Origin of the sequence: Micromonospora sp. WMMD956, from assembly GCF_029626125.1 — a bacterium.
GTDB lineage: Bacteria > Actinomycetota > Actinomycetes > Mycobacteriales > Micromonosporaceae > Micromonospora > Micromonospora carbonacea.
In genome coordinates this window covers 207,034-227,044 of record NZ_JARUBI010000005.1, presented here as the reverse complement: position 1 = coordinate 227,044, position 20,011 = coordinate 207,034, and the positions used below count along the sequence as shown (strand labels likewise).

Genomic DNA, 20,011 nt, shown 5'->3' with positions numbered 1-20,011 from the left:
TCCCGGCGCGACGATGTCGAGGCGGAGCAGCCGGATCGGGCGGCACGGACCGGCGTCCTCGCCCCCGGCCCCGGGGCCAGCCGGAGCGACGCCGGGTGGTCACCGGGCGTCGGGGGCGTCCGTGCCGGTCGTTCCGGGGCGGCCGGTCAGACACGCCCGGGTGGCCGCCGTCGCCGGATGGTCGACGCCGAACCATGTGATCTGCTCCCTGAGCAGCCGTTCGAGGAGGTCGGTGGCCTCGGCGTGGCGTCCCTGGCCCTGCAGGGCACGGCCGAGCCAGTAGCGGGGGCAGTTGTCGAGGGTCTCCGGGTGGTCGGGGCCCAGCAGGCGATCACGAGCGGCGACGACCGTGCGCAGCACCGCCTCGGCCTCCTCGTGGCGGTCGTCGAGCACGTAGCCCTCGGCGAGTGAATGGTAGGCGTCGAGGACCTCCACGTGGTCGTCGCCGAGCACCGCCCGACGGTCCGCGATCACGCTCCGGTACTCGGCCTCGGCCTCGGCGGGGGATCCGGTGCGCCAGGTCGCCCAGGCGAGGCAGCACCGGGTGTGCAGCGTGTCCGGATGGTCGGCCCCCAGCAGGCGTCGACGTGCTTCGCCGACCGCGGTCAGTCCGGCTCGTGCCGACTCCCAGTCCCCGGTCCTGCCGATCGACCAGGCGAGCTTGTGGCGCACGTCCAGCACGGGCAGCGGCGGCCGGTCCGCCCGGCTCTCCCAGGTCCGGAGCACCGAGGCCAGCATGGAGCGGGCGGTGTCCCAGTCGCCGTTGCGGCCGGTCGCCCAGGCCAGCTCCGCGCGGAGGTTCAGGCGCGCGGGGTGGTCCTCGTCGAGGGGGGTGGTGCGGGCGAGCGCATGGGAGGCGAGTTGTCCGCTGGCGTCGGCCGCGCCGCTCCACGCCGCGGCGGCCACCAGCCGGGCTGCGACGTCGAGCAGCGCGGTGAGGTGCTCGTCGTCGAGGTAGGCCAGGCTCGTGTCGAGGAGTTGCCGCACGTGCGGGCTGACGATGGCGGCCAGTGGCCAGGTGCGGCTGTCGTCGGAGCGCAGCGGAGCGAGTGCCGCGACGACTGCTTCCACGGCCGCCTGGTGCGGTGCGCCGGCGGCCCGGCTGCGGCTGGCCTCGCTGACCAGCGGATGCAGCGACGCCGTCCGGATCCGCGCCCCGTTCCGCTCCAGGTGTCCTTCGGCGACGAGGCTCAACTGCGCCAGCCCGCGGAGCGCGGTGTGCAGGTGCCGCTGGCGGCCGGCTTCGTCGGCGGGGCCGCCGAGCAGCGCGTCGACCGCCTCGCAGGCGAGGAGGTCGACCGGGATCGGCAGGTTCGGGGCGTAGCAGGACAGCAGCCGCAGCAGCGGCGTCGCCTGCGGCAGGCCCTCCCCGGTGAGACTGGCCAGGGAGATCTCGAAGGTCGTTGCCGGGACCTGGCGCGGATCCGGGGGCCCGCCGACGCCCCGGTCCACGTGGAGCAGGCCGGTCACGTCCCCTGCGTCGAGCGCGCTCTCGTACTCCGCGAGCGACTCCCATCGGGAGAACTCCCAGCCGATGTCGCTGCCGGCGACCTTGAGCGCCAACGGCAGGCCGCCGAGACGGTGGGCGAGGCGGCGCGCCGCCGCCTCGCTGCCGCCGCCGGCCAGGTCCAGCAGCATCCGCGCGGCCGGTCCCTCGGCGAGCGGCCCGAGCCGGATCACCTCGGCGGCGCGTCCCCACGGGTGCGGGCTACCGACCCGGCTGGTGACCAGGACCAGCCCCCGTCCGCTCGGCCGGAGCCAGCCCGTGCCGTCCAGCGCGCCGAGCACCCGCAGTTCGTCGGCGTCGTCGATGACCAGCAGCCAGCCGCGACGCGCCCGGGACAGCAGCTCCCACCAGAGGTCCCGGGCGCGCGCGGTGCCCGCCCGGAGTTCGTCGGCGTCGGCAGGGATGGCGCCGAGGGTCTCCGCGACGTGGACGAGCCCGTCGGCGAACGTCTCCGGCGTGCGCGCCGAGATCCACCAGGCGCTGCGGCCGCGCCGGGCGGCCGCGTGCTCGTGCAGGGCCAGCGCCAGGGCGGACTTCCCGACCCCGCCGAGGCCGGCCAGTACCCGGAACCGTCCTCCCGGACGGGCCAGCGCCGACCGCAACCGGGCCAGCTCGGTCTCGCGTCCGTGCAGCATCCGGGGCGCATCACCGGTCGGCGCGGTCACCGATCGGCGCGGCGGGCCCGCCGCGGCCCCTTCGGCCTGCGGCGTCCGCTGCCGCAGCGGGAGCCAGACACCGAGCACGCCGGCCACCGCGCCCAGCACGCCCGTGACCTTCGCGATGGCCGGGGCGTCCAGGGCGAGGGCGGCGGCGGCGAGAGCGGCCACGGCGACCACGCTACCGACCAGCTGGAGTCGAGCCCGGCGAGAGCTGAGGTGGACTGCCACCACCAGCATTGTGGTCGGTCGGATCAACCCCGGTCGCTGCGTCGGGCACGGCCCGGCGGGGCGGCGCGGCGACGGTGGGCCGCCGCCGGGGGATCAGCGGCCTGCGCTGCGCGAACCCCACCTCCGCCACGGACGGCGGCGGAGGTGGGGCAGCGTTCACCACGTGGTACGGGCACCCGGCCCGCAGGTCGACGCGGGCTAGGAGTGCGGCTTGTCGACGTACCCGATCTCCTCCAGCTTGCCGTCGATGAGCCGGTAGGTGGCCGTCCGCTCGATCACCAACTCGACCATCGACGCGTCGTCGGGCCGGGTCAGGTAGACCACGTGCGCCTGCCCGGCGCTGATGGTGACCTTCTCGACCGGGGTGCGGTCGCCGAGGTCGACCGTGCCGACGTAGGCCGGGGTGCCCTTGACGTTGCGCCAGAGCACGATGCCCCAGAACTTGCCCGTCCCGCCTCCGTCGAGCATGACCGCACGCACCGCGTCGGCGGCGCCGTCGCCGGTCAGGTCGCCGATCGCGCAGGGGGGTTGCAGGGCGACCACCACGCCGTCCTCACCGGCCCAACGCCCCTCGGTCAGCGGGATCGGGTCGGGGTAGTCGTTGTACCGCACCTTGGCGCTGCCCAGCTCCGACTCGGCCACCTGGTCGCAGGTCAGCGCGGCGACCTTCGCGGGCGGGGCGGCGGTCGGCGAGACGTTGTCGTTCTCGCTGCTGCCGTCGCCGAATGGCTCGTCGGTCACCGGTGACTCCGACGGTGTGCTGCTCCCGCCGGGGTCCGGCGTGGTGCCATCGTTGATCTCGATCGTGCAACCGCCCGCCACGAGGACCAGGGCGAGCGCGGCCAGCGGCAGCAGCGTCCTGCGCATGTTTTTCCTTTCGATCAGGTCGGCCGCAGCGTAGTGCGCCCCCGCCACTGCCCGGCCGGCCCCCGCGTCCGGCGCGCGGGCCCCCGGCGCGGCCCCACCGCGCGGCGACCTGGCCGGGGGCGGCCGCCCCGGCTGTCCACGGTGGCGTCCGGCCAGGGACGCGCCGCGACGCGTCAACCGATGCCGTCGACGGCCGCCCGGAGCGCATTGATCGACGGGTCCCAGCTGAAGTTCAGGACGGGCAGGCCGGATGCGGCGGCGTTGCTGTCGCCGCCGAGGACCACCGCGCGCGGCTTGCCGGTGCCCTGGGGGACCACGAGATACCAGCTGCCCCGTACGTTGGCGATGAACACTTCGTCTACCTCCTGGTCGGGTGGGTTGGGGGTGGCGACGTCTCCGACGTAGCTCTCGAAGTCCGCCGTCGCGCCGAAGTTCGTCGGACTTCCGGTGTTCAGCCAGAGGCTCGTGTGCACGTGCGGCCCGACACCCTGGTCGCTGCCGTTCGCCGAGGCGCCGGAGTAGGCGATCGTCTGCCCGCGAGACACGCGTTGACCGGTCGAGACGGCGACCGCCGACAGGTGCAGGTGCCGGGTGTAGTTGCCGTCGTCGTGGGCCATTCCCACGACCCGCCCGGTCGCGGTCGAGGTGTCGCTCTTCACGTAACGGATCGTGCCGCTCGCCGCAGCCACGACGGGCGTGCCGGTGCCGACCGCGTAGTCGGTGCCCGGCTCGCCCGAGGGCGGCGTCCGGTTGCGGTGGTCCTGCCAGGAGCTCGAGATACGGACGTTCCCGCACGGCCGCTGATAGCTGCCGGCGGCCCGGGCGGAGCCGGGCAGCAGGGCGAAGGCGGCCGACACCCCGGACGCCGCCAACGCGGCCCCGGTGATGAACCCCCGCCTGGACAGCCCGCGCAGGTAGGCGACGCCGGCGAGCTCCTCCGGCCGCAGCTCGCCGGGGCTGACACCGTGCGGGTCGGGGCGGGGCTCCTCGTTGAGGATCATCAATGCAAACTAGGGCTACTTCCGTTGCGGGGCAAGGGGTGCTGAGCCTCGGGCGGGCAGACGGGGGCGCTCCGCGAGGGCTTCGGCCCCGATGTCTGCTCCTCGCCGGGGCCGCGTGCGATCAGACGGCGTAGGGCTGCACGCGTTGCTCGTGGCGAGCGTGCCTGAAGCTCAGCTCGTCGAGATTGCCCCTGAGGATGAGCTCCTGTGTCTCCCGGAGAAATCGGCACGGTTCCAGGCCGAGCTCCTCGCGGATCTGCCGTCGCGCCGTCTGGTAAACCTCCAGCGCGTCGGCGCGGCGACCGGACTGGCTGAGCGCCTCCATGAGGAACGCGTAGAGCTTCTCCCGGAGCGGGAACTCGGCGATCAGTCCGTACAGAATCCGCACGGCCTGGCTGCTCTGGTCCGACGCGAGCAGCGAGCGGGCCAGCATTTCGGTGCACTCGACCCGCAGTTCCTCGGCCCAGTTGGCAAACTCCCGGATGATCGGCCCTTTGTAGGAGGATGCCTGGACCGGCTCCCGCCAGTACCGCAGCGCCTCGGTCAGGGTCTCGACGGCCAGGTCGTGCCGGTGGACCGAGCGCTGTAGGCGCGCCTTCTCGGCCAGGGCCACGAACAGTTCGAGGTCGAGTTCGTCGCTGCCGAGCTCCAGCATGTAGCCGGGTGCCCGCGTCGTTATGACGCAGTTGTTGCGCGAGAACCTGTTGAGCACCTTGCGGAGCTGGGACACGTACACGTGGATGGAGGCCCGGGCTCGGATGGGAGGCCTGTCACCCCACAGTTCCATGGCTAGCTGATCGAGAGACAGAATGTGTCCGTTGCGGATCAGGAGCGTCCGCAGCAGCACCTCCACCTTGTGCGTCCCCACCGATGGCGTTTCCTTGCCGGCCGTGATGCGAACGGGACCAAGAATCTCGTATCTCAAGCCGTGGCCTCCAAGTACTCCAATCGGAGCGATGCGACGATAGCAGACCTCATTCTGGCGGAAACAGTTTCTTCTCGCGCTTAGGCGCAGATCGCCGCCCCCGTCCGGCAGCTGTTCATTCGAGCCGGACGAACTCTAACAAGCGGCTTGTTGTGCAGCAAATGGCAAAACTTGTGTGATCTACGACACACCATGCCCGCGGGCCGATTCACCTGGGATTTTATTGGGATTTTAGCGCCGCAAGAAGTGGCTTGTCGGACTACCGCAGTGTATGTCAGACATGCTGTTAACGCTCTTCTTGCAGTTGCACAGAGTTATGTTGGGCGCATTTCACAGGCGATGATCATGGTCGATGGATTTCTGTGCGCGTGGCGGATCCGACGTCGTCGGTCGCGTCGGGGCGGCCCCCTGTCATGGCGCCGTTCGACCTTGCCCCGCCGTGGGTCGGGGCTCCGCGTCGCGGACCGGCTCCGGCGTCGCGCGGCGTCGGCGCGGGGCGCATTTCGCCTCGGCGTGGGGGTGGGGGTCGGCCGGCCCGGCGACCGCCGGGCCGGAGGCCATGCACGCACGGTGACGAATCCTGTTCCCGCGGTGGCGGTCGGAGGTGGGCGCCCCCCGATGTCGCGGCGGCCGTACGGCGGGGCGGGGTGGCGGCGGTGGAGCCTGGGTCCGCGGCGGGGGCGTGGACGCCGCACATCCGGGCGCGCGTCCCCGGTGGCGTCCCGCTGCCCGGTGAGCGGGGACGGTCAGCCGTCGCCGTCGGGGCCGGGCGGCGGCGCGGGGTGCCCGGCAGGCGCGCCAGCCTGCTGGTGCAGGGTCGCGTTGATGGCGTCGGTCAGCAACTCGTTGACCAGCTCGGCCTGCTTGTCCCTGCCGGCCATGTCCAGCCGCCAGCGCAGGAGGGCCAGGATGGTGCGGATGTCGTGGAGCTCGGTGCGCAGTTCGCCGTCGGGAGGGCCCGGGTGCAGGTCCCCGCAGGCGGCTCTCACCGCCGCGGCGGTGACGTATGCCCCGACTGAAAGACCGGCTTTGTCGGCCGCCAATTGGACCAGCCGCAACTCGTCGTCGTTGAAACGCAGCGGGCCGACGCGATGGTCTCGTCGTTGTTTCGTCTTAGCCCGCCGATTGGCCGTCGACCTGGTCATGACGAGTCCTCGCCCCTGCTAGCGCCGCCCTGGTGCACACATCTGCGGGCAAGAATACGCCCTGCGTGTGGTCGGGCACAGGTTTGCGACTCGGGGCGCGGTTCCGCGCGCACCCGTCGGCGCGGTGATCCGTGGGCCGCAACTCTCGGCGGGCTCCGAGCTCTCGGGGCCGGATTGGACCCGACGCCGTGTCCCCGGTGGCGCGGCCATCGGCGGGACCGACGACCGGCTGGGGCCTGCGGTGGGCCGGACGCGGTCGCGCGCCGGCGGCCCTCGTGTCCAGGGCGTCGTCGGCGGCCCGCGTGTCCGGGGACCGTCCCCGGTCGCCGTGGGCGGCGGCGACCCGACGGGGATCCCGGCGGCCGACGTCGCCGCCCCGGGCCGGCGCGCTCCGGGACGCCGCCTCCACCGGCCGTGACGGAACAGCGGCGACTCGGAATGCTCCCGGCCGTTGTGGGAAAGGCGCTTTCGCCATGCTGCCGTCAATTCGCCATGCTGCCGTCAATGGGGACGACGGCGGCGCACAAATAATCCGGCAGGCGCGCGGGATCACCCTCAAGTTGGCGTTCCGCCGTCGAATCCTGGGGCGTCAAGAGCGCCTCCCCAGAGCGGGCGTACGCGCAATGCAGTTCGCTTCGGTGTCTGCGGGGTTCGATTCGGAAACCAGGTTCGGGAAGGTGGGTGGGTCACGGCTCCGGCCGCCGGCCGCGGGGCGCGGGCCGCCCGGCCGGTCGCGCCGTCGTCGCCCCGGCCGGGGAGATCCCCGCCACCCGGGCGGTTGCGCCCCGCGCGGCTGCTGGAGGTCGCCGAGCCGTCGGCGATAGGGTGGGCCGACCGATCTCGACAACCCATGATCCGACCCGGGGGGGCGCCACGCATGGGCGATTCGTTCGCGCATCTGCATGTGCACACCGAGTACTCGATGCTCGACGGTGCGGCCCGGCTGAAGGACCTCTTCGCCGAGGCCAACCGGCTCGGCATGCCGGCGGTCGCGATGACCGACCACGGGAACATGCACGGCGCGAACGACTTCTACAAGCAGGCCATGGCCGCCGGGATCACCCCGATCCTGGGCGTCGAGGCGTACGTGGCGCCGGAGTCGCGCTACCACAAGGCGCGGGTGAAGTGGGGCCGGCCGGAGCAGAAGAGCGACGACGTCTCCGGTAACGGCGCGATCACCCACATGACGATGTGGGCGGCGAACAAGACCGGGCTGCACAACCTGTTCACCCTCAACTCGCGCGCCTCCATGGAGGGCCACTACGTCAAGTGGCCCCGGATGGACATGGAGCTGATCGCCGAGCACGCCGAGGGGATCATGGCCACCACCGGGTGCCCCTCGGGCGCCGTGCAGACCCGGCTGCGGCTGGGCCAGTTCGACGAGGCGATCAAGGTCGCCTCCGCGTACCAGGACATCTTCGGCAAGGACAACTACTTCCTGGAGCTGATGGACCACGGCCTCTCCATCGAGCGCCGGGTCCGCGACGGGCTCACCGAGATCGGCAAGAAGCTCGGCATCCCGCCGGTGGTGACCAACGACTCGCACTACACGCACGAGGCGCAGGCCGAGGCGCACGACGTCCTGCTGTGCGTGCAGACCGGCAGCAACATCGCCGACCCCAACCGGTTCCGCTTCGAGGGCGGCGGCTACTTCATCAAGTCCGCCGACCAGATGCGCGCCGTCGACTCCTCCGACCTGTGGCTCCAGGGCTGCCGCAACACGCTGCTGGTGGCGGAGAAGGTCGACCCGGCGGGGATGTTCGAGTTCCACAACCTGATGCCGCGGTTCCCGATCCCCGACGGGGAGACGGAGGAGTCGTGGTTCCGCAAGGAGACGTTCAGGGGCCTCGCCCGGCGGTTCCCGGGCGGGGTCCCCGAGGGCCACGTGGTGCAGGCGGAGTACGAGCTGGGCGTCATCATCCAGATGGGCTTCCCGTCGTACTTCCTCGTGGTCGCCGACTTCATCCAGTGGGCGAAGAGCCAGGGCATCGCGGTGGGCCCGGGGCGTGGCTCGGCCGCCGGCTCCCTGGTGGCGTACGCGTTGGGGATCACGGACCTGGACCCGATCCCGCACGGGCTGATCTTCGAGCGGTTCCTCAACCCCGAGCGGGTCTCGATGCCGGATGTCGACATCGACTTCGACGAGCGTCGGCGCGGTGAGGTCATCAAGTACGTCACCGACAAGTGGGGCGAGGACAAGGTCGCGCAGATCGCCACCTTCGGCACGATCAAGGCGAAGGCCGCGATCAAGGACTCGGCGCGGGTGCTTGGCTACCCGTACGCGGTGGGGGACCGGATCACCAAGGCGATGCCGCCGGCGGTGATGGGCAAGGACATCCCGCTGTCAGGCATCTTCGACCCGAAGCACCCGCGCTACGCGGAGGCGGGGGAGATCCGGGGCCTGTACGAGTCGGACCCGGACGTGAAGAAGGTCATCGACACGGCGAAGGGCATCGAGGGGCTGATCCGGCAGACCGGCGTGCACGCCGCCGGGGTGATCATGTCGGCGGAGCCGATCATCGAGCACATCCCGCTGATGCGGCGCGACTCCGACGGGGTGATCATCACCCAGTTCGACTACCCGACGTGCGAGTCGCTCGGGCTGTTGAAGATGGACTTCCTCGGCCTGCGCAACCTCACGATCATCGACGACGCGGTCAAGAACATCCAGCTCAACCACGGCAAGGACCTGGACCTGCTGGGCCTGGACCTGGACGACAAGGCCGCCTACGAGCTGCTGGCGCGCGGCGACACGCTCGGGGTGTTCCAGCTCGACGGCGGGCCGATGCGGTCGCTGCTGCGGCTGATGAAGCCGGACAACTTCGAGGACATCTCCGCCGTCCTCGCGCTGTACCGGCCGGGCCCGATGGGCGTGGACTCGCACACCAACTACGCGCTGCGCAAGAACGGCCTCCAGGAGATCACGCCGATCCACCCGGAGCTGGAGGAGCCGCTGCGGGAGATCCTCGCCCCCACCCACGGCCTGATCGTCTACCAGGAGCAGGTGCAGCGCGCCGCGCAGATCCTCGCCGGCTACACGCTCGGCCAGGCGGACCTGCTGCGGCGGGCGATGGGCAAGAAGAAGAAGGAGATCCTCGACAAGGAGTTCGTGCCGTTCCGGGACGGCTGCCGCGAGCGCGGCTACTCCGACGAGGCGATCCAGGCCGTGTGGGACGTCCTCGTGCCGTTCGCCGGGTACGCGTTCAACAAGGCGCACTCGGCGGCGTACGGCCTGGTGTCGTACTGGACGGCGTACCTGAAGGCGCACTACCCGGCCGAGTACATGGCGGCGCTGCTGACCTCCGTCGGCGACGACAAGGACAAGATGGCGCTGTACCTGTCGGAGTGCCGGCGGATGGGCATCCAGGTCCTCCCGCCCGACGTGAACACCTCCGCCGGGCCGTTCACCCCGGTCGGCAAGGACATCCGGTTCGGCCTCGCGGCGATCCGCAACGTCGGGGCGAACGTGGTGACCTCGATCATGCGGTGCCGGCAGGAGAAGGGCGAGTACGCCGACTTCTACGACTTCCTGGCCAAGGTCGACGCGGTGGTCTGCAACAAGAAGACCATCGAATCGCTGATCAAGGCCGGCGCGTTCGACGTCATGGGCCACAGCCGCAAGGGGCTGCTCGCCGTGCACGCCGACGCCATCGACGCGTACGCCGACGTCAAGCGCAAGGAGGCCGTCGGCCAGTACGACCTGTTCGGCGCCGGTTTCGGCGACGCCGAGACCGCCGGCGGCAACACCACCGTCATGCCGACCATCGGCGAGGCCGAGTGGGACAAGCGCGACAAGCTCGCCTTCGAACGCGAGATGCTCGGGCTCTACGTCTCAGACCACCCCCTGTTCGGCCTCGAACACGTCCTCGGCGCGGCGGCCGACTGCACCATCGCCGCCCTCTCCGAGGAGGGCACCGTCCCCGACGGCGCGGTGGTCACCCTCGCCGGCATCCTCTCCGGCGTGCAGCGCCGCGTCACCAAGCAGGGCCGGGCGTGGGCGTCGGCCACCCTGGAGGACCTGGCCGGCGGCGTGGAGGCCCTGTTCTTCCCCAACACGTACGAGGTGATCGGCCAGTACATCGCCGAGGACGCCATCGTCGTGGTCAAGGGCCGGGTCGACCGCCGCGACGACACCCCCCGCATCATGGCGATGGACATGCAACTGCCCGACGTCACCAGCAACCCGGGCAGCAAGCCGGTCACCCTCACCATCCCCGTGCACCGCTGCACCCCGCCCCTGGTCGAACGCCTCAAGGAGACCCTCGTCCTGCACCCCGGCGACACCGAGGTCCACGTCAAGCTCCTCAACGGCGGCAAGACCACCACCCTGCGCCTCGGCCCGTTCCGGGTCGCCGCCACCACCGCCCTGATGGGCGACCTCAAGAGCGTCCTCGGGCCGGCCAACGTCAGCTGACCCTCCCGCCCGGCCCGGCCCCGGTCAGGCCGGGCGGTACTCCACCTCGGGGCGGCCCGGGGTGCCGTAGCGGGGCGCGCGCACCGCCCGCTCGGCGGCCACCAGATACTCCAGGTACCGCCGGGCGGTGACCCGGGAGATGCCGGCCAGCCCCGCCACCTCGGAGGCGGACCGGCCGGCGTCGTCGGCGAGCGAGCCGAGCACCACGCGCAGCGTCTGCTCGTCGAGCCCCTTCGGCAGCGTGTGGGCCGCCGGGCCCCGCAGGGTGGCGAACATCCGGTCCACCTCGTGCTGGGCGGCCACCTCCCCCTCGGCCAGCACCTGACGGCGGTACTCGGCGTAGCGGTGCAGCTTGTCGCGGAACGCCGCGAACGTGAACGGCTTGAGCAGGTAGTGGGTCACGCCAAGCGACACGGCCGTGCGGACCACCGCCAGGTCCCGGGCCGACGTCACGGCCAGCACGTCCACCGTGCTGCCGGCGGCCCGCAGCGCCCGGCACACCTCCAGCCCGTGCAGGTCGGGCAGCCGGAAGTCGAGCAGGACGAGGTCCACGGGGTGCTCCGCGCGCCGCCGCAGCGCCGCCATCGCCTCCCGGCCGGTGTGCGCCACCCCGACCACCACGAACCCCGGCACCCGCTCGGTGTACGCGCGGTGCGCCTCGGCCAGCAGCGGCTCGTCCTCCACCACGAGCACCCGGACGTCCCTCACGGCCGCCCCACCCGCTCCGCCGTCGACCCCGCGCCCGGCCCCGGCCCCGGCCCCGGCCCCGGCCCCGGCACCGGCACCGGCAGCCGTACGGTGAACAGGGTGCCGCCGTCGGCGGAGCGGCCCACGTCGGCCCGACCGCCGTGGCGGCGCACCACCTGGCCGACGAGGGCCAGGCCGAGGCCCCGCCCGGTGCTCTTGGTCGTCCAGCCGCGCCGGAACGCGTCGGCCACCCGGTCCGGCGTCAGCCCCGGCCCGCTGTCGCCGACCCGGACCACGACGGCCCCGTCGTCGGCGCCGACGAAGACCCGCACCCGCCGGGGCGGCGCGCTGCCGGCGACCGCCTCCAGCGCGTTGTCGACCAGGTTCCCGACGACGGTGATCAGGTCCGTCACGGGCAGCGGGGTCCCGTCGAGCCGGCAGTCCGGCTCCACCACCAGGTCGACGCCCCGCTCGCCGGCCTGCGCCGACTTGCCCAGCAGCAGGGCGGCCAGGGCCGGCTCGGTCACCGCGCCGACCACCCGGTCGGTGAGCTGTTGGGCCACCGCCAGGTCCTCGGTGGCCAGCCGGACCGCCTCGTCGGCCCGGCCCAGCTCCACCAGCGTCAGCACGGTGTGCAGCCGGTTGGCCGACTCGTGGGTCTGCGCCCGCAGCGCGTCGGTCAGCGCCCGCACCGAGTCCAGCTCGCTGGTGAGCGTGCGCAGCTCCGTCTGGTCCCGCAGGGTCAGCACCGTGCCGAGGCGGCGCCCCTCGAACAGCGCGGTGCGCTGGTTGACCACCAGCACCCGGTCGCCCGCCACCACCGCCTCGTCGTGCGCGTCCCGCCCGGACGCCAGCAGCTCCGCCACGGCCGGCGGCAGGTCGACCTGCCCGGCCGGCCGGTCCACCACCGCCGCGTCGTCGGCGAGCCCCAGCAGCCGCCGCGCCTCGTCGTTGACCAGGGCCACCCGGCGGTCCACCGTCGCCACCACCAGCCCCTCCCGCACCGAGTGCAGGACCGCGTCGTGGTACTCGTACATCCGGGTCATCTGGGCGGGGCCCAGGCCGTGCGTCTGCCGGCGCAGCCGCCGGCTCAGCAGCCACGAGCCGGCCGCCGCGACGGCGAGCGCCGGGGTCGCGGCGGCGAACAGCACGGGGGCCTGGGCCAGCAGGCGGCGGTTGATCGCGCGGGTGGTGATGCCGACGGAGACCAGCCCGACGACGCGGCCGTCGGCCGCGCGCACCGGCACCACCGCCCGCACCGACTCGCCGAGGGTGCCCACGTTGGTGGTGGTGAACGCCCGCCCGGCCAGCGCCGGACCGATGTCACCCACGAACGGCTGGCCGATCCGCTCCGGGCGGGGGTGGGAGTAGCGGGTCCGGTCGGGGGCCATCACCACTACGAAGTCCGTCCCGGTCGCCACCCGGGTGGCCTCCGCGTACGGCTGCAACGCCGCCGACGGGTCGGCGGCGGCGAGGGCCGCCCGCACGTCCGGGGAACCGGCCACGGTGTGCGCCACGGCCAGCACCTCCTCCCGGGCGGCGTCGCGCGCGTCGCTGCGGGCCAGCCACACCCCGCCGGCCGCGGCCACCAGCACCAGGAGGCCGACCACCAGGGCCTGGAGCGCGAAGAGCTGACCCGCGATGCTCCACTGCCGTCGGGCCACGACACCTCCTGTCCGCGTTCGGGCACGTCTCGGCTGCTGGGCAAGTGTGGCGCGCGGGGCTCGCCGCCGATGTCGGCCGTGGGTCACGGGAGTGAACAGAATGACCACAAGGCTGCCCTGCGGTGAGGCGCGGTTCACATTGTGGGCATGGACACCACCCCCACCGCCACCGCGAAGTCCACCCCCGCCCGCCGGGACCCCACCCGCTACCTCTACCTGGCCGTGATCGCCGCCGCGCTCGCCGGCATCGTCGTCGGGCTCGTCGCGCCCGAGGTCGGCAAGGCGCTCAAGCCGCTCGGCACCGGCTTCGTCGCGCTCATCAAGATGATGATCAGCCCGGTGATCTTCTGCACGATCGTCCTCGGCGTCGGCTCCGTGCGGCAGGCCGCGAAGGTCGGCAAGGTCGGCGGCCTTGCGCTCGGCTACTTCCTGCTGATGTCGACCGTCGCGCTGGCCATCGGGCTCGCCGTGGGCAACGTGATCCAGCCGGGCGCCGGCCTCGACCTGGGCGCGCAGACCGCCGACGCCGGCCAGGCGGCGGCCGCCGGCGAGAGCGGGGGTACGGCCGAGTTCCTGCTCGGGATCATCCCGACCACGCTGGTCTCGGCGCTCACCGGCGGCGAGGTTCTCCAGACGCTGCTGGTGGCCCTCCTGGTCGGCTTCGCCGTGCAGGGCATGGGCGGCCGCGGCGAGCCCGTCCTGCGCGCCGTCGGGCTGCTGCAACGGCTGGTCTTCAAGGTGCTGGCAATGATCATGTGGGTGGCTCCGATCGGCGCGTTCGGCGCGATGGCGGCCGTCGTCGGCGCCACCGGCCTGGACGCGCTCACCAGCCTCGCCCAGATCATGCTCGGCTTCTACGCCACCTGCCTGATCTTCGTGGTCGTGGTGCTCGGCGCGCTGCTCTGGTTCGTCGCCCGCATCTCGATCTTCGCCCTGCTGCGCTACCTCGGCCGGGAGTTCCTGCTGATCCTGTCCACCTCATCGTCGGAGTCGGCGCTGCCCCGGCTCATCGCGAAGATGGAGCACGTCGGCGTCAGCAAGCCGGTCGTCGGGATCACCGTGCCCACCGGCTACTCGTTCAACCTCGACGGCACCGCCATCTACCTGACCATGGCGGCGTTGTTCGTGGCCGACGCGATGGGCAAGCCGATGTCGATCGGCGAGCAGGTCGGCCTGCTCCTGTTCATGATCATCGCCTCGAAGGGTGCGGCCGGCGTCACTGGCGCGGGCCTGGCCACCCTCGCCGGCGGCCTCCAGTCGCACCGCCCCGACCTGCTCGACGGCGTCGGACTGATCGTCGGCATCGACCGGTTCATGTCCGAGGCGCGGGCGCTCACCAACTTCGCCGGCAACGCCGTGGCCACCGTCCTGGTCGGCACCTGGACCGGCGAGTTCGACCGCGCGCAGGCCCGCGATGTGCTCGCCGGCCGCCGCCCCTTCGACGAGGCCACCATGCTCGACGAGGACGCCCCCGGCGACGACCCGCAGCCGCCGGCCGGGCCGCAGCGCCCGGCGCTCAGCGGCACACCCACCTGACCGGCCCCGCCGCCGCGCCCGCCCCGCCCCGGGCCTTCCGAACGCCGCCACCCCCGCGTCGCCCGTCGCCTGCCGCGACCGGGGGCGGCGGCCACCAACGGTGAATTGGCGCTCACGGAGATGACTATGGCCGCACTACCGTCGGCGGCATGGAGTTGGAGCAGGCACGCAAGCTGTGGCAGCCGCAGCCCGGCTGGCTGAACACCGCCAGCTACGGGCTGCCGCCCGAGCCGGCCTGGGCGGCGGTGCAGGAGGCGCTGGCCGACTGGCGGACGGGACGTACCTCCTGGGAGGGGTGGGACGACGCCACCCGGCGCTCCCGCGCGGCCTTCGCCGGCCTGGTCGGCGTGGCGCCCACCGACGTGACGGTCGGCAGCACGGTGTCCGCGTTGTTCGCCCCCGTCGCGGCGGCCCTGCCGGCCGGCGCCACCGTCGTGGCCCCCGAGGTGGAGTTCACCTCCAACCTCTTCCCCTGGCTGGCCCAGGCCGAGCGGGGGGTGCGGGTGCGCACCGTCCCGCTCGACGGCCTCGTCGACGCGATCGACACCGACACCGACCTGGTCGCGTTCAGCCTGGTGCAGTCCGCCGACGGGGCCGTCGCCGACTACCACCGGATCGTCGCCGCCGCCCGCGCCCACGGCGCGCTGGTGGCCGTCGACGCGACCCAGGCGTGCGGCTGGCTGCCGTTCGACGCCGGCCTGGCCGACGTCGTCGCCGTCGGGGCGTACAAGTGGCTGATGGGGCCGCGCGGGTCGGCCCTGGCCTACCTGGCGCCGGCGCTGCGCGAGCGGCTGCGCCCCGACGGCGCCGGCTGGTACGCGGCCGAGGACCCGTTCTCCGCCTTCTACGGCCCGCCGCTGCGGCTCGCCGCCGACGCCCGGCGGTTCGACCAGTCCCCGGCGTGGTTCAGTTGGATCGGCACCGCCCCCGCCCTGGAACTGCTCGCCGAGATCGGCCTGCCTGCCGTGCGCGAGCACGATGTGGCGCTGGCCAACCGGTTCCTCGCCGGGCTGGGCCGCCCGCCCGGCGACAGCGCGATCGTCGCCGTCGAGGTGCCCGGCGCGCAGGAGAAGCTCGAACGGGCGGGCGTCCGGGCGGCGGTGCGCGCCGGCCGGATCCGGGCGTCGTTCCACCTCTACACCACCGAGGCCGACGTCGACCTGGCCCTCGACGCGCTGGCCGGCTGACGCGTTTGCCCTGCTGACGCGTTTGCCCTGCTGTCCGGCTGACGCGCTGGCCGGCCGACGTGGTTGCCCTGCCGCCCTGCTCGCCCGCGGGCCGGCTGATCTGTTGACGCGCCGGCCCGGCCCGACTACCGGCTGACGCCGGCCGTGAGCCGGCGCCGGTCGTGGCGGCTGCGCCCGCACGCGCCGCATCCGAATCACGCCGTCCGGACGAACCCCTGGTAGTGACCGTCTACCCGGGGGTACGTCGTGCTGACCGACTCGATGCCGGCCGAGGCCGTCGAGACCGCGCGCAAGCGCCTCTCCGCAGCCGCCGAGGACCTCGACGCCAACGAGGTCGCCGCCCTGCTGCTGGCCCTGGCCGCCGACCACGGGGTGCTGGCGTCCTGGCAACAGGTCTGCGTCCCGCTGCTCGCCGCGCTGCGGGGCCACACGGCGGCCGAGGTCGCCACCGAGCACGCCCTCTCCGAGGGCGTGCGCATCGGCCTGGACGTGTTCCGCCGTGAGCCCGCCCGGCAACTGCCCACCGGAGGCGTGCTGCTCGCCGGCGCCGAGCACGAGACCCACTGCCTCGGCCTGCACGCGCTCGCCGCCGCCCTGCGGGAACGCGGACGGGGCGCGCTGCTGCTCGGGCCCGCGCTGCCCTGGGCGGCGCTGGCCTCCGCCGTGCGCCGGGCCCGTCCGCACACCGTCGTGGTCTGGTCGCAGACCCCGGTCACCGGCCGCGCGTACCGGCTGGTCCGCTTCGGCCGCGACACCCCCGGGGTACGCGTGCACGCGGCCGGGCCGGGCTGGATCGAACCGCTGCCGCCCCCGTCGACCCGCTTGACGACCCTGGCCGCAGCCACCACCGCCTGCTTGCAAGGAAGGGCCCCTTGTTAACGCTTTCTGTAGTGGAGGGGCCCCTTCTTAACGTTCCTCGGCTGTTTTGGGTTGGGGGTGCCACCGGCCGGGTCCCTGGTGTTCGGGGCCCGGCCGGTAGCTGGTTGTGCTGGTGTCAGCTGTTGTTCCAGTGTTGGGTGACGAGGTCGGCGGCCTGCTGTTCCCACTGGGCGTAGGCGTCGGGGTAGGCGGAGACCTGGACGGTCTGGGCGGCGTCGGTCAGGGCCATGTCGTGCCAGCCGTCGACCTGTCGCAGGCCCTTGAGGAATGCTGTCGTCGCGTACTCGGGGTCGGTGATCTGTTCGGGGGTGCCCCAGCCGCTGGAGGGGCGCTGTTGGAACAGGCCGAGGGAGTCGTGGTCGTTGCGGTCGCCGAGGTGGCCCAGGTTCTGCAGCTTCGACTCCTGCAACGCGGTGCCGATGGAGATGACCGCGGCTCGCTCGTCGAGGCCGGCCTTCTTGGTGGCGGCGATGATGGCCTTGACGTTGGCGGTCTGCTCCGGGTCGAGGTCGATGCGGGACTGGGTGCCCTGCACGCCGTGGGGGATGAGCTTCCCGGCGTCCACGCCAGCGGTCTTGTCGGTCTTGTCGGCCTTGTCGGCCTGGACGGCGGCGACGGGGCGCGCCTCACCGGTGCCGGTGTCGGTGGTGGCGTGGTTCAGGGGGCCGGCGGCGAGGCCACCGGCGAAGGCGAGTCCAGCGATGCCCAGGACGCTCTTGCGCAGGATGGTCGTGTTCATCAGGGGTGACTCCAATCGGGGGGTCGGCACACCCTCACGCCCCGAACGCGGGTGGTGTGGGGGTGTGCGAGCACCACGTCGAGGCGCCCGAACAACGAACAAAGGGGGGAAAGACGAGGCAGGACCGGGCCGGCTGCCACATGTGGTGCCGGGCCGGGTCCGGTTGTAACGACCGGTGGCCCGTCCCCATTCCCGGCGGCTGCCTCGCCTTGGCGAGTGTGGTGCCGAGGCGGCTGGCCGGCCGCCCGGGGCGATTGCGGGGCTGGCGGCTGAGCCGGCACGCGGGCGGCCTGCGGAGGCCGGGGCCGGGGGGTCTGCTGGATCGGGGGAGCCTGGGTGGTGCTTCGGTCGTCCGTCGGGTGTAACACCCCCGGCCTTGGCGGGATTCCGGCCCGGGAGTGCCGCCGGTCACCCCGCGCCCGGGCGGTCCGGCCCGCCTCGTCGCCCCATACCGAACTCACCCCCGGCCAGGGTCGGACAATCCTCCCATTAGGGTGGAGGGGCGACGGGATGTCGGGCAGGTGGGGGCATCCCGCGCGGTTGATACCGCCATCTGCCCGACATGAAGTCGATCAACGTGGCATCAGTCCGGTCCGCTTCGTTCCGCCCCGGCCCGACTTCGGGCCTGGGGTCAGCCGGCCATCTCGCCCCGCCCCGCCCCGCGCCCGCCCCGCCCCGCGCCCGCCTCGCCCGCGCCGCGCCCGCCTCGCGTCGTCCCGTCCCGCCCCGCCTCACGCCCGCCCCGCTCCGCGTCGTCCCGTCGGGCCAGTCGCCCGGTGTGGTGGGAGGTGGCGGTTCGGCGGTGCGGGTTGCCGCCAGGTCTCCCCATCTGGAGGCGAGCGAGGAGGTGAGTCGGATTGCGGCGGATCGGCGCGTGACGTGGCGCACAAACGATACGATCCGGTTCCGTATCGAAACCGTGTGGCCTAGCCTCGTCTGGGTTACGAGTCTGCGCCGTATCGTATTTGCGGGGCGGGCGACATCGGGGAGGGGAACTGCCCATGCAACCGCACGAGAACACCGGACATCCGAGGCGGTGGGCGATCCTCGGGGTGCTGGTGATCAGCCTCCTCGTCGTCGTCCTCGACAACACCATCCTCAACGTCGCCCTGCGTACCCTCGCCGACCCGGTGCACGGCCTCGGGGCGAGCCAGGGCGAGCTGGAGTGGGCGATCAACTCGTACACCCTGGTCTTCGCGGGTCTGCTCTTCACATTCGGCGTGCTCGGCGACCGCGCCGGGCGCAAGCGCTTCCTGCTGGTCGGGCTGGTGCTGTTCGGGCTGTCGTCGCTGCTGTCGGCGTACGCGCAGAGCCCGGCCCAGCTCATCGGCGCCCGCGCGCTGATGGGCGTCGGCGGGGCGGCGATCATGCCGGTGACCCTGTCGATCATCTCCAACGTCTTCGACCCCCGGGAGCGCGGCCGGGCGATCGGCGTGTGGGCCGGCGCGGTCGGCCTCGCCGTGGCGATCGGCCCGATCCTCGGCGGCGCGCTGCTGGAGCACTACTGGTGGGGCTCCGTCTTCCTGATCAACGTGCCGGTGGTCGCTGTCGGGGTGGTCCTGGTCGCCCTGCTGGTGCCCGAGTCCCGCGACCCCGACCCGGGGCGCGTCGACGTTCTCGGCGTGCTGCTGTCGGTGGTGGGCCTGGTGGCCCTGACCTACGGCATCATCGACGGCGGCGAGCACGGCTTCGGCCGGCCCCTGGTCTGGGTGTCGATCCTCGGCGGCTTGGCCGTGCTGACCTGGTTCGTGCTGCTGGAGCTGCGCAGCGACCACCCGTCGCTGGACGTCCGGCTGTTCCGGGTGCCCCGCTTCGCCGCCCCGGTGGCGCTGGTCGGGCTGGTCTTCTTCGCCGCGATGGGCGTCATGTTCTTCAGCTCGTTCTATCTGCAACTGGTCCGCGGCTACACCCCGTTGCAGACCGGCCTGCTCTTCCTGCCCTTCGCCGCCGCCCAGCTCGTCTTCGCCCCGCGCAGCGCGGCGATGGTCCGCCGGTACGGGGGTCGGGCCGTCGCGGCCGTCGGGCTGGCGCTGACCAGCGTGGCCCTCGCGGCGTTCGCGTTCATCGACGCGGGCACCCCGATCTGGGTGGTCCTGGTGGTCTTCCTCCTCCAGGGCATCGGCATGGCCAACATCATGCCGCCCGCCACCGAGTCGATCATGTCGGCGCTGCCCCGGGAGAAGGCCGGCGTCGGGTCCGCGGTCAGCAACACCGTGCGCCAGGTCGCCGGCGCCCTCGGCGTGGCCGTGCTCGGCTCGGTGCTGTCCGCGGTCTACCGGGACGACGTCGCCCCGGCCCTGCGCGGCCTGCCGGCGGGGGCCCACGAGGCGGCGAGCGAGTCGATCTCCGGCGCGTACGCGGCGGCCGGGCAGCTCGGTCCGGGCGGGCCGACCCTGGTCACGGCCGCCAACGACGCCTTCGTCTCGGCGATGCACTGGGCCGCGGCGCTCTCCGCGGTGGTCGCCGTGCTCGGCTTCGTGGTCGTGCTGCGCTGGATGCCCGGCCGCGCCCTCGACCGGGCGGCCGGCGCGCCGGCGGCGAGCGAACCCGAGTTGGCCGGAACCGCGTAGGTC

The 20,011-nt window shown here is 72.9% G+C and carries 13 protein-coding genes; 5 read left to right on the top strand and 8 right to left on the bottom strand.

All coding sequences use genetic code 11. The features are described from left to right. Window positions 1–99 precede the first annotated feature (99 nt). From O7628_RS01295 to O7628_RS01275, 5 genes are all read right to left on the bottom strand, one after another. On the bottom strand, window positions 100–2,334 hold the full coding sequence (locus tag O7628_RS01295; RefSeq protein WP_278127706.1) for a tetratricopeptide repeat protein: 2,235 nt from the start codon (window positions 2,332–2,334) through the stop codon (window positions 100–102). A gap of 258 nt (window positions 2,335–2,592) precedes the next feature. Then, window positions 2,593–3,261 (bottom strand): hypothetical protein, encoded by a 669-nt coding sequence (locus tag O7628_RS01290; RefSeq protein WP_278127705.1) that lies wholly within the window; start codon window positions 3,259–3,261, stop codon window positions 2,593–2,595. A gap of 173 nt (window positions 3,262–3,434) precedes the next feature. After that, entirely contained in the window at window positions 3,435–4,262 is an 828-nt protein-coding gene (locus O7628_RS01285; RefSeq protein WP_278127704.1) for a M23 family metallopeptidase, read from the bottom strand. 121 nt (window positions 4,263–4,383) lie between these two features. Then, entirely contained in the window at window positions 4,384–5,187 is an 804-nt protein-coding gene (locus tag O7628_RS01280; protein ID WP_278127702.1) for an AfsR/SARP family transcriptional regulator, read from the bottom strand. Between the two features lie 746 nt (window positions 5,188–5,933). Beyond that, the gene (locus O7628_RS01275; protein ID WP_278127701.1) at window positions 5,934–6,332 is read right to left on the bottom strand and encodes a hypothetical protein; all 399 of its coding nucleotides are present in this window, start codon (window positions 6,330–6,332) and stop codon (window positions 5,934–5,936) included. An 877-nt stretch (window positions 6,333–7,209) separates the two neighbouring features. On the opposite strand from O7628_RS01275, the gene dnaE reads away from it, so the two are divergent. Beyond that, entirely contained in the window at window positions 7,210–10,746 is a 3,537-nt protein-coding gene (gene dnaE / locus O7628_RS01270) for a DNA polymerase III subunit alpha (RefSeq protein ID WP_278127698.1), read from the top strand. A gap of 24 nt (window positions 10,747–10,770) precedes the next feature. Here dnaE and O7628_RS01265 read toward each other — a convergent pair whose 3' ends face one another. Further along, the gene (locus O7628_RS01265) at window positions 10,771–11,454 is read right to left on the bottom strand and encodes a response regulator (protein WP_278127697.1); all 684 of its coding nucleotides are present in this window, start codon (window positions 11,452–11,454) and stop codon (window positions 10,771–10,773) included. After that, window positions 11,451–13,097 carry a sensor histidine kinase gene (locus tag O7628_RS01260; protein WP_278127696.1) on the bottom strand — a complete coding sequence of 549 codons (1,647 nt, stop codon included), beginning with the start codon at window positions 13,095–13,097 and terminating at the stop codon, window positions 11,451–11,453. The genes O7628_RS01265 and O7628_RS01260 overlap by 4 nt, the downstream gene beginning before the upstream one ends. Window positions 13,098–13,244: 147 nt before the next feature. Between O7628_RS01260 and O7628_RS01255 the strand changes: the two genes are divergently transcribed. The 3 genes from O7628_RS01255 (at window position 13,245) to O7628_RS01245 (ending at window position 16,699) form a co-directional block, all read left to right on the top strand. Then, on the top strand, window positions 13,245–14,633 hold the full coding sequence (locus tag O7628_RS01255) for a cation:dicarboxylase symporter family transporter (protein WP_278127695.1): 1,389 nt from the start codon (window positions 13,245–13,247) through the stop codon (window positions 14,631–14,633). 149 nt (window positions 14,634–14,782) lie between these two features. Next, window positions 14,783–15,820 carry an aminotransferase class V-fold PLP-dependent enzyme gene (locus O7628_RS01250; RefSeq protein WP_278127694.1) on the top strand — a complete coding sequence of 346 codons (1,038 nt, stop codon included), beginning with the start codon at window positions 14,783–14,785 and terminating at the stop codon, window positions 15,818–15,820. Between the two features lie 246 nt (window positions 15,821–16,066). Further along, complete coding sequence (locus O7628_RS01245) at window positions 16,067–16,699, top strand: transcriptional regulator (protein WP_278127693.1); 633 nt, start codon at window positions 16,067–16,069, stop codon at window positions 16,697–16,699. A 115-nt stretch (window positions 16,700–16,814) separates the two neighbouring features. Here O7628_RS01245 and O7628_RS01240 read toward each other — a convergent pair whose 3' ends face one another. Beyond that, window positions 16,815–17,438 carry a hypothetical protein gene (locus O7628_RS01240; protein ID WP_278127691.1) on the bottom strand — a complete coding sequence of 208 codons (624 nt, stop codon included), beginning with the start codon at window positions 17,436–17,438 and terminating at the stop codon, window positions 16,815–16,817. A 1,001-nt stretch (window positions 17,439–18,439) separates the two neighbouring features. Between O7628_RS01240 and O7628_RS01235 the strand changes: the two genes are divergently transcribed. Further along, window positions 18,440–20,008, top strand: a complete 1,569-nt coding sequence (locus O7628_RS01235) for an MFS transporter (protein WP_278127690.1) — start codon at window positions 18,440–18,442, stop codon at window positions 20,006–20,008. Window positions 20,009–20,011: the final 3 nt, after the last annotated feature.

Excerpts from the sequence above, each read along its gene's own strand:
- O7628_RS01290 (WP_278127705.1), bottom strand. The coding sequence starts at position 3,261 with ATGCGCAGGACGCTGCTGCCGCTGGCCGCGCTCGCCCTGGTCCTCGTG.
- O7628_RS01285 (WP_278127704.1), bottom strand. The coding sequence starts at position 4,262 with ATGATCCTCAACGAGGAGCCCCGCCCCGACCCGCACGGTGTCAGCCCC.
- O7628_RS01275 (WP_278127701.1), bottom strand. The coding sequence starts at position 6,332 with ATGACCAGGTCGACGGCCAATCGGCGGGCTAAGACGAAACAACGACGA.
- dnaE (WP_278127698.1), top strand. The coding sequence starts at position 7,210 with ATGGGCGATTCGTTCGCGCATCTGCATGTGCACACCGAGTACTCGATG.
- O7628_RS01255 (WP_278127695.1), top strand. The coding sequence starts at position 13,245 with ATGGACACCACCCCCACCGCCACCGCGAAGTCCACCCCCGCCCGCCGG.
- O7628_RS01250 (WP_278127694.1), top strand. The coding sequence starts at position 14,783 with ATGGAGTTGGAGCAGGCACGCAAGCTGTGGCAGCCGCAGCCCGGCTGG.
- O7628_RS01240 (WP_278127691.1), bottom strand. The coding sequence starts at position 17,438 with ATGAACACGACCATCCTGCGCAAGAGCGTCCTGGGCATCGCTGGACTC.
- O7628_RS01235 (WP_278127690.1), top strand. The coding sequence starts at position 18,440 with ATGCAACCGCACGAGAACACCGGACATCCGAGGCGGTGGGCGATCCTC.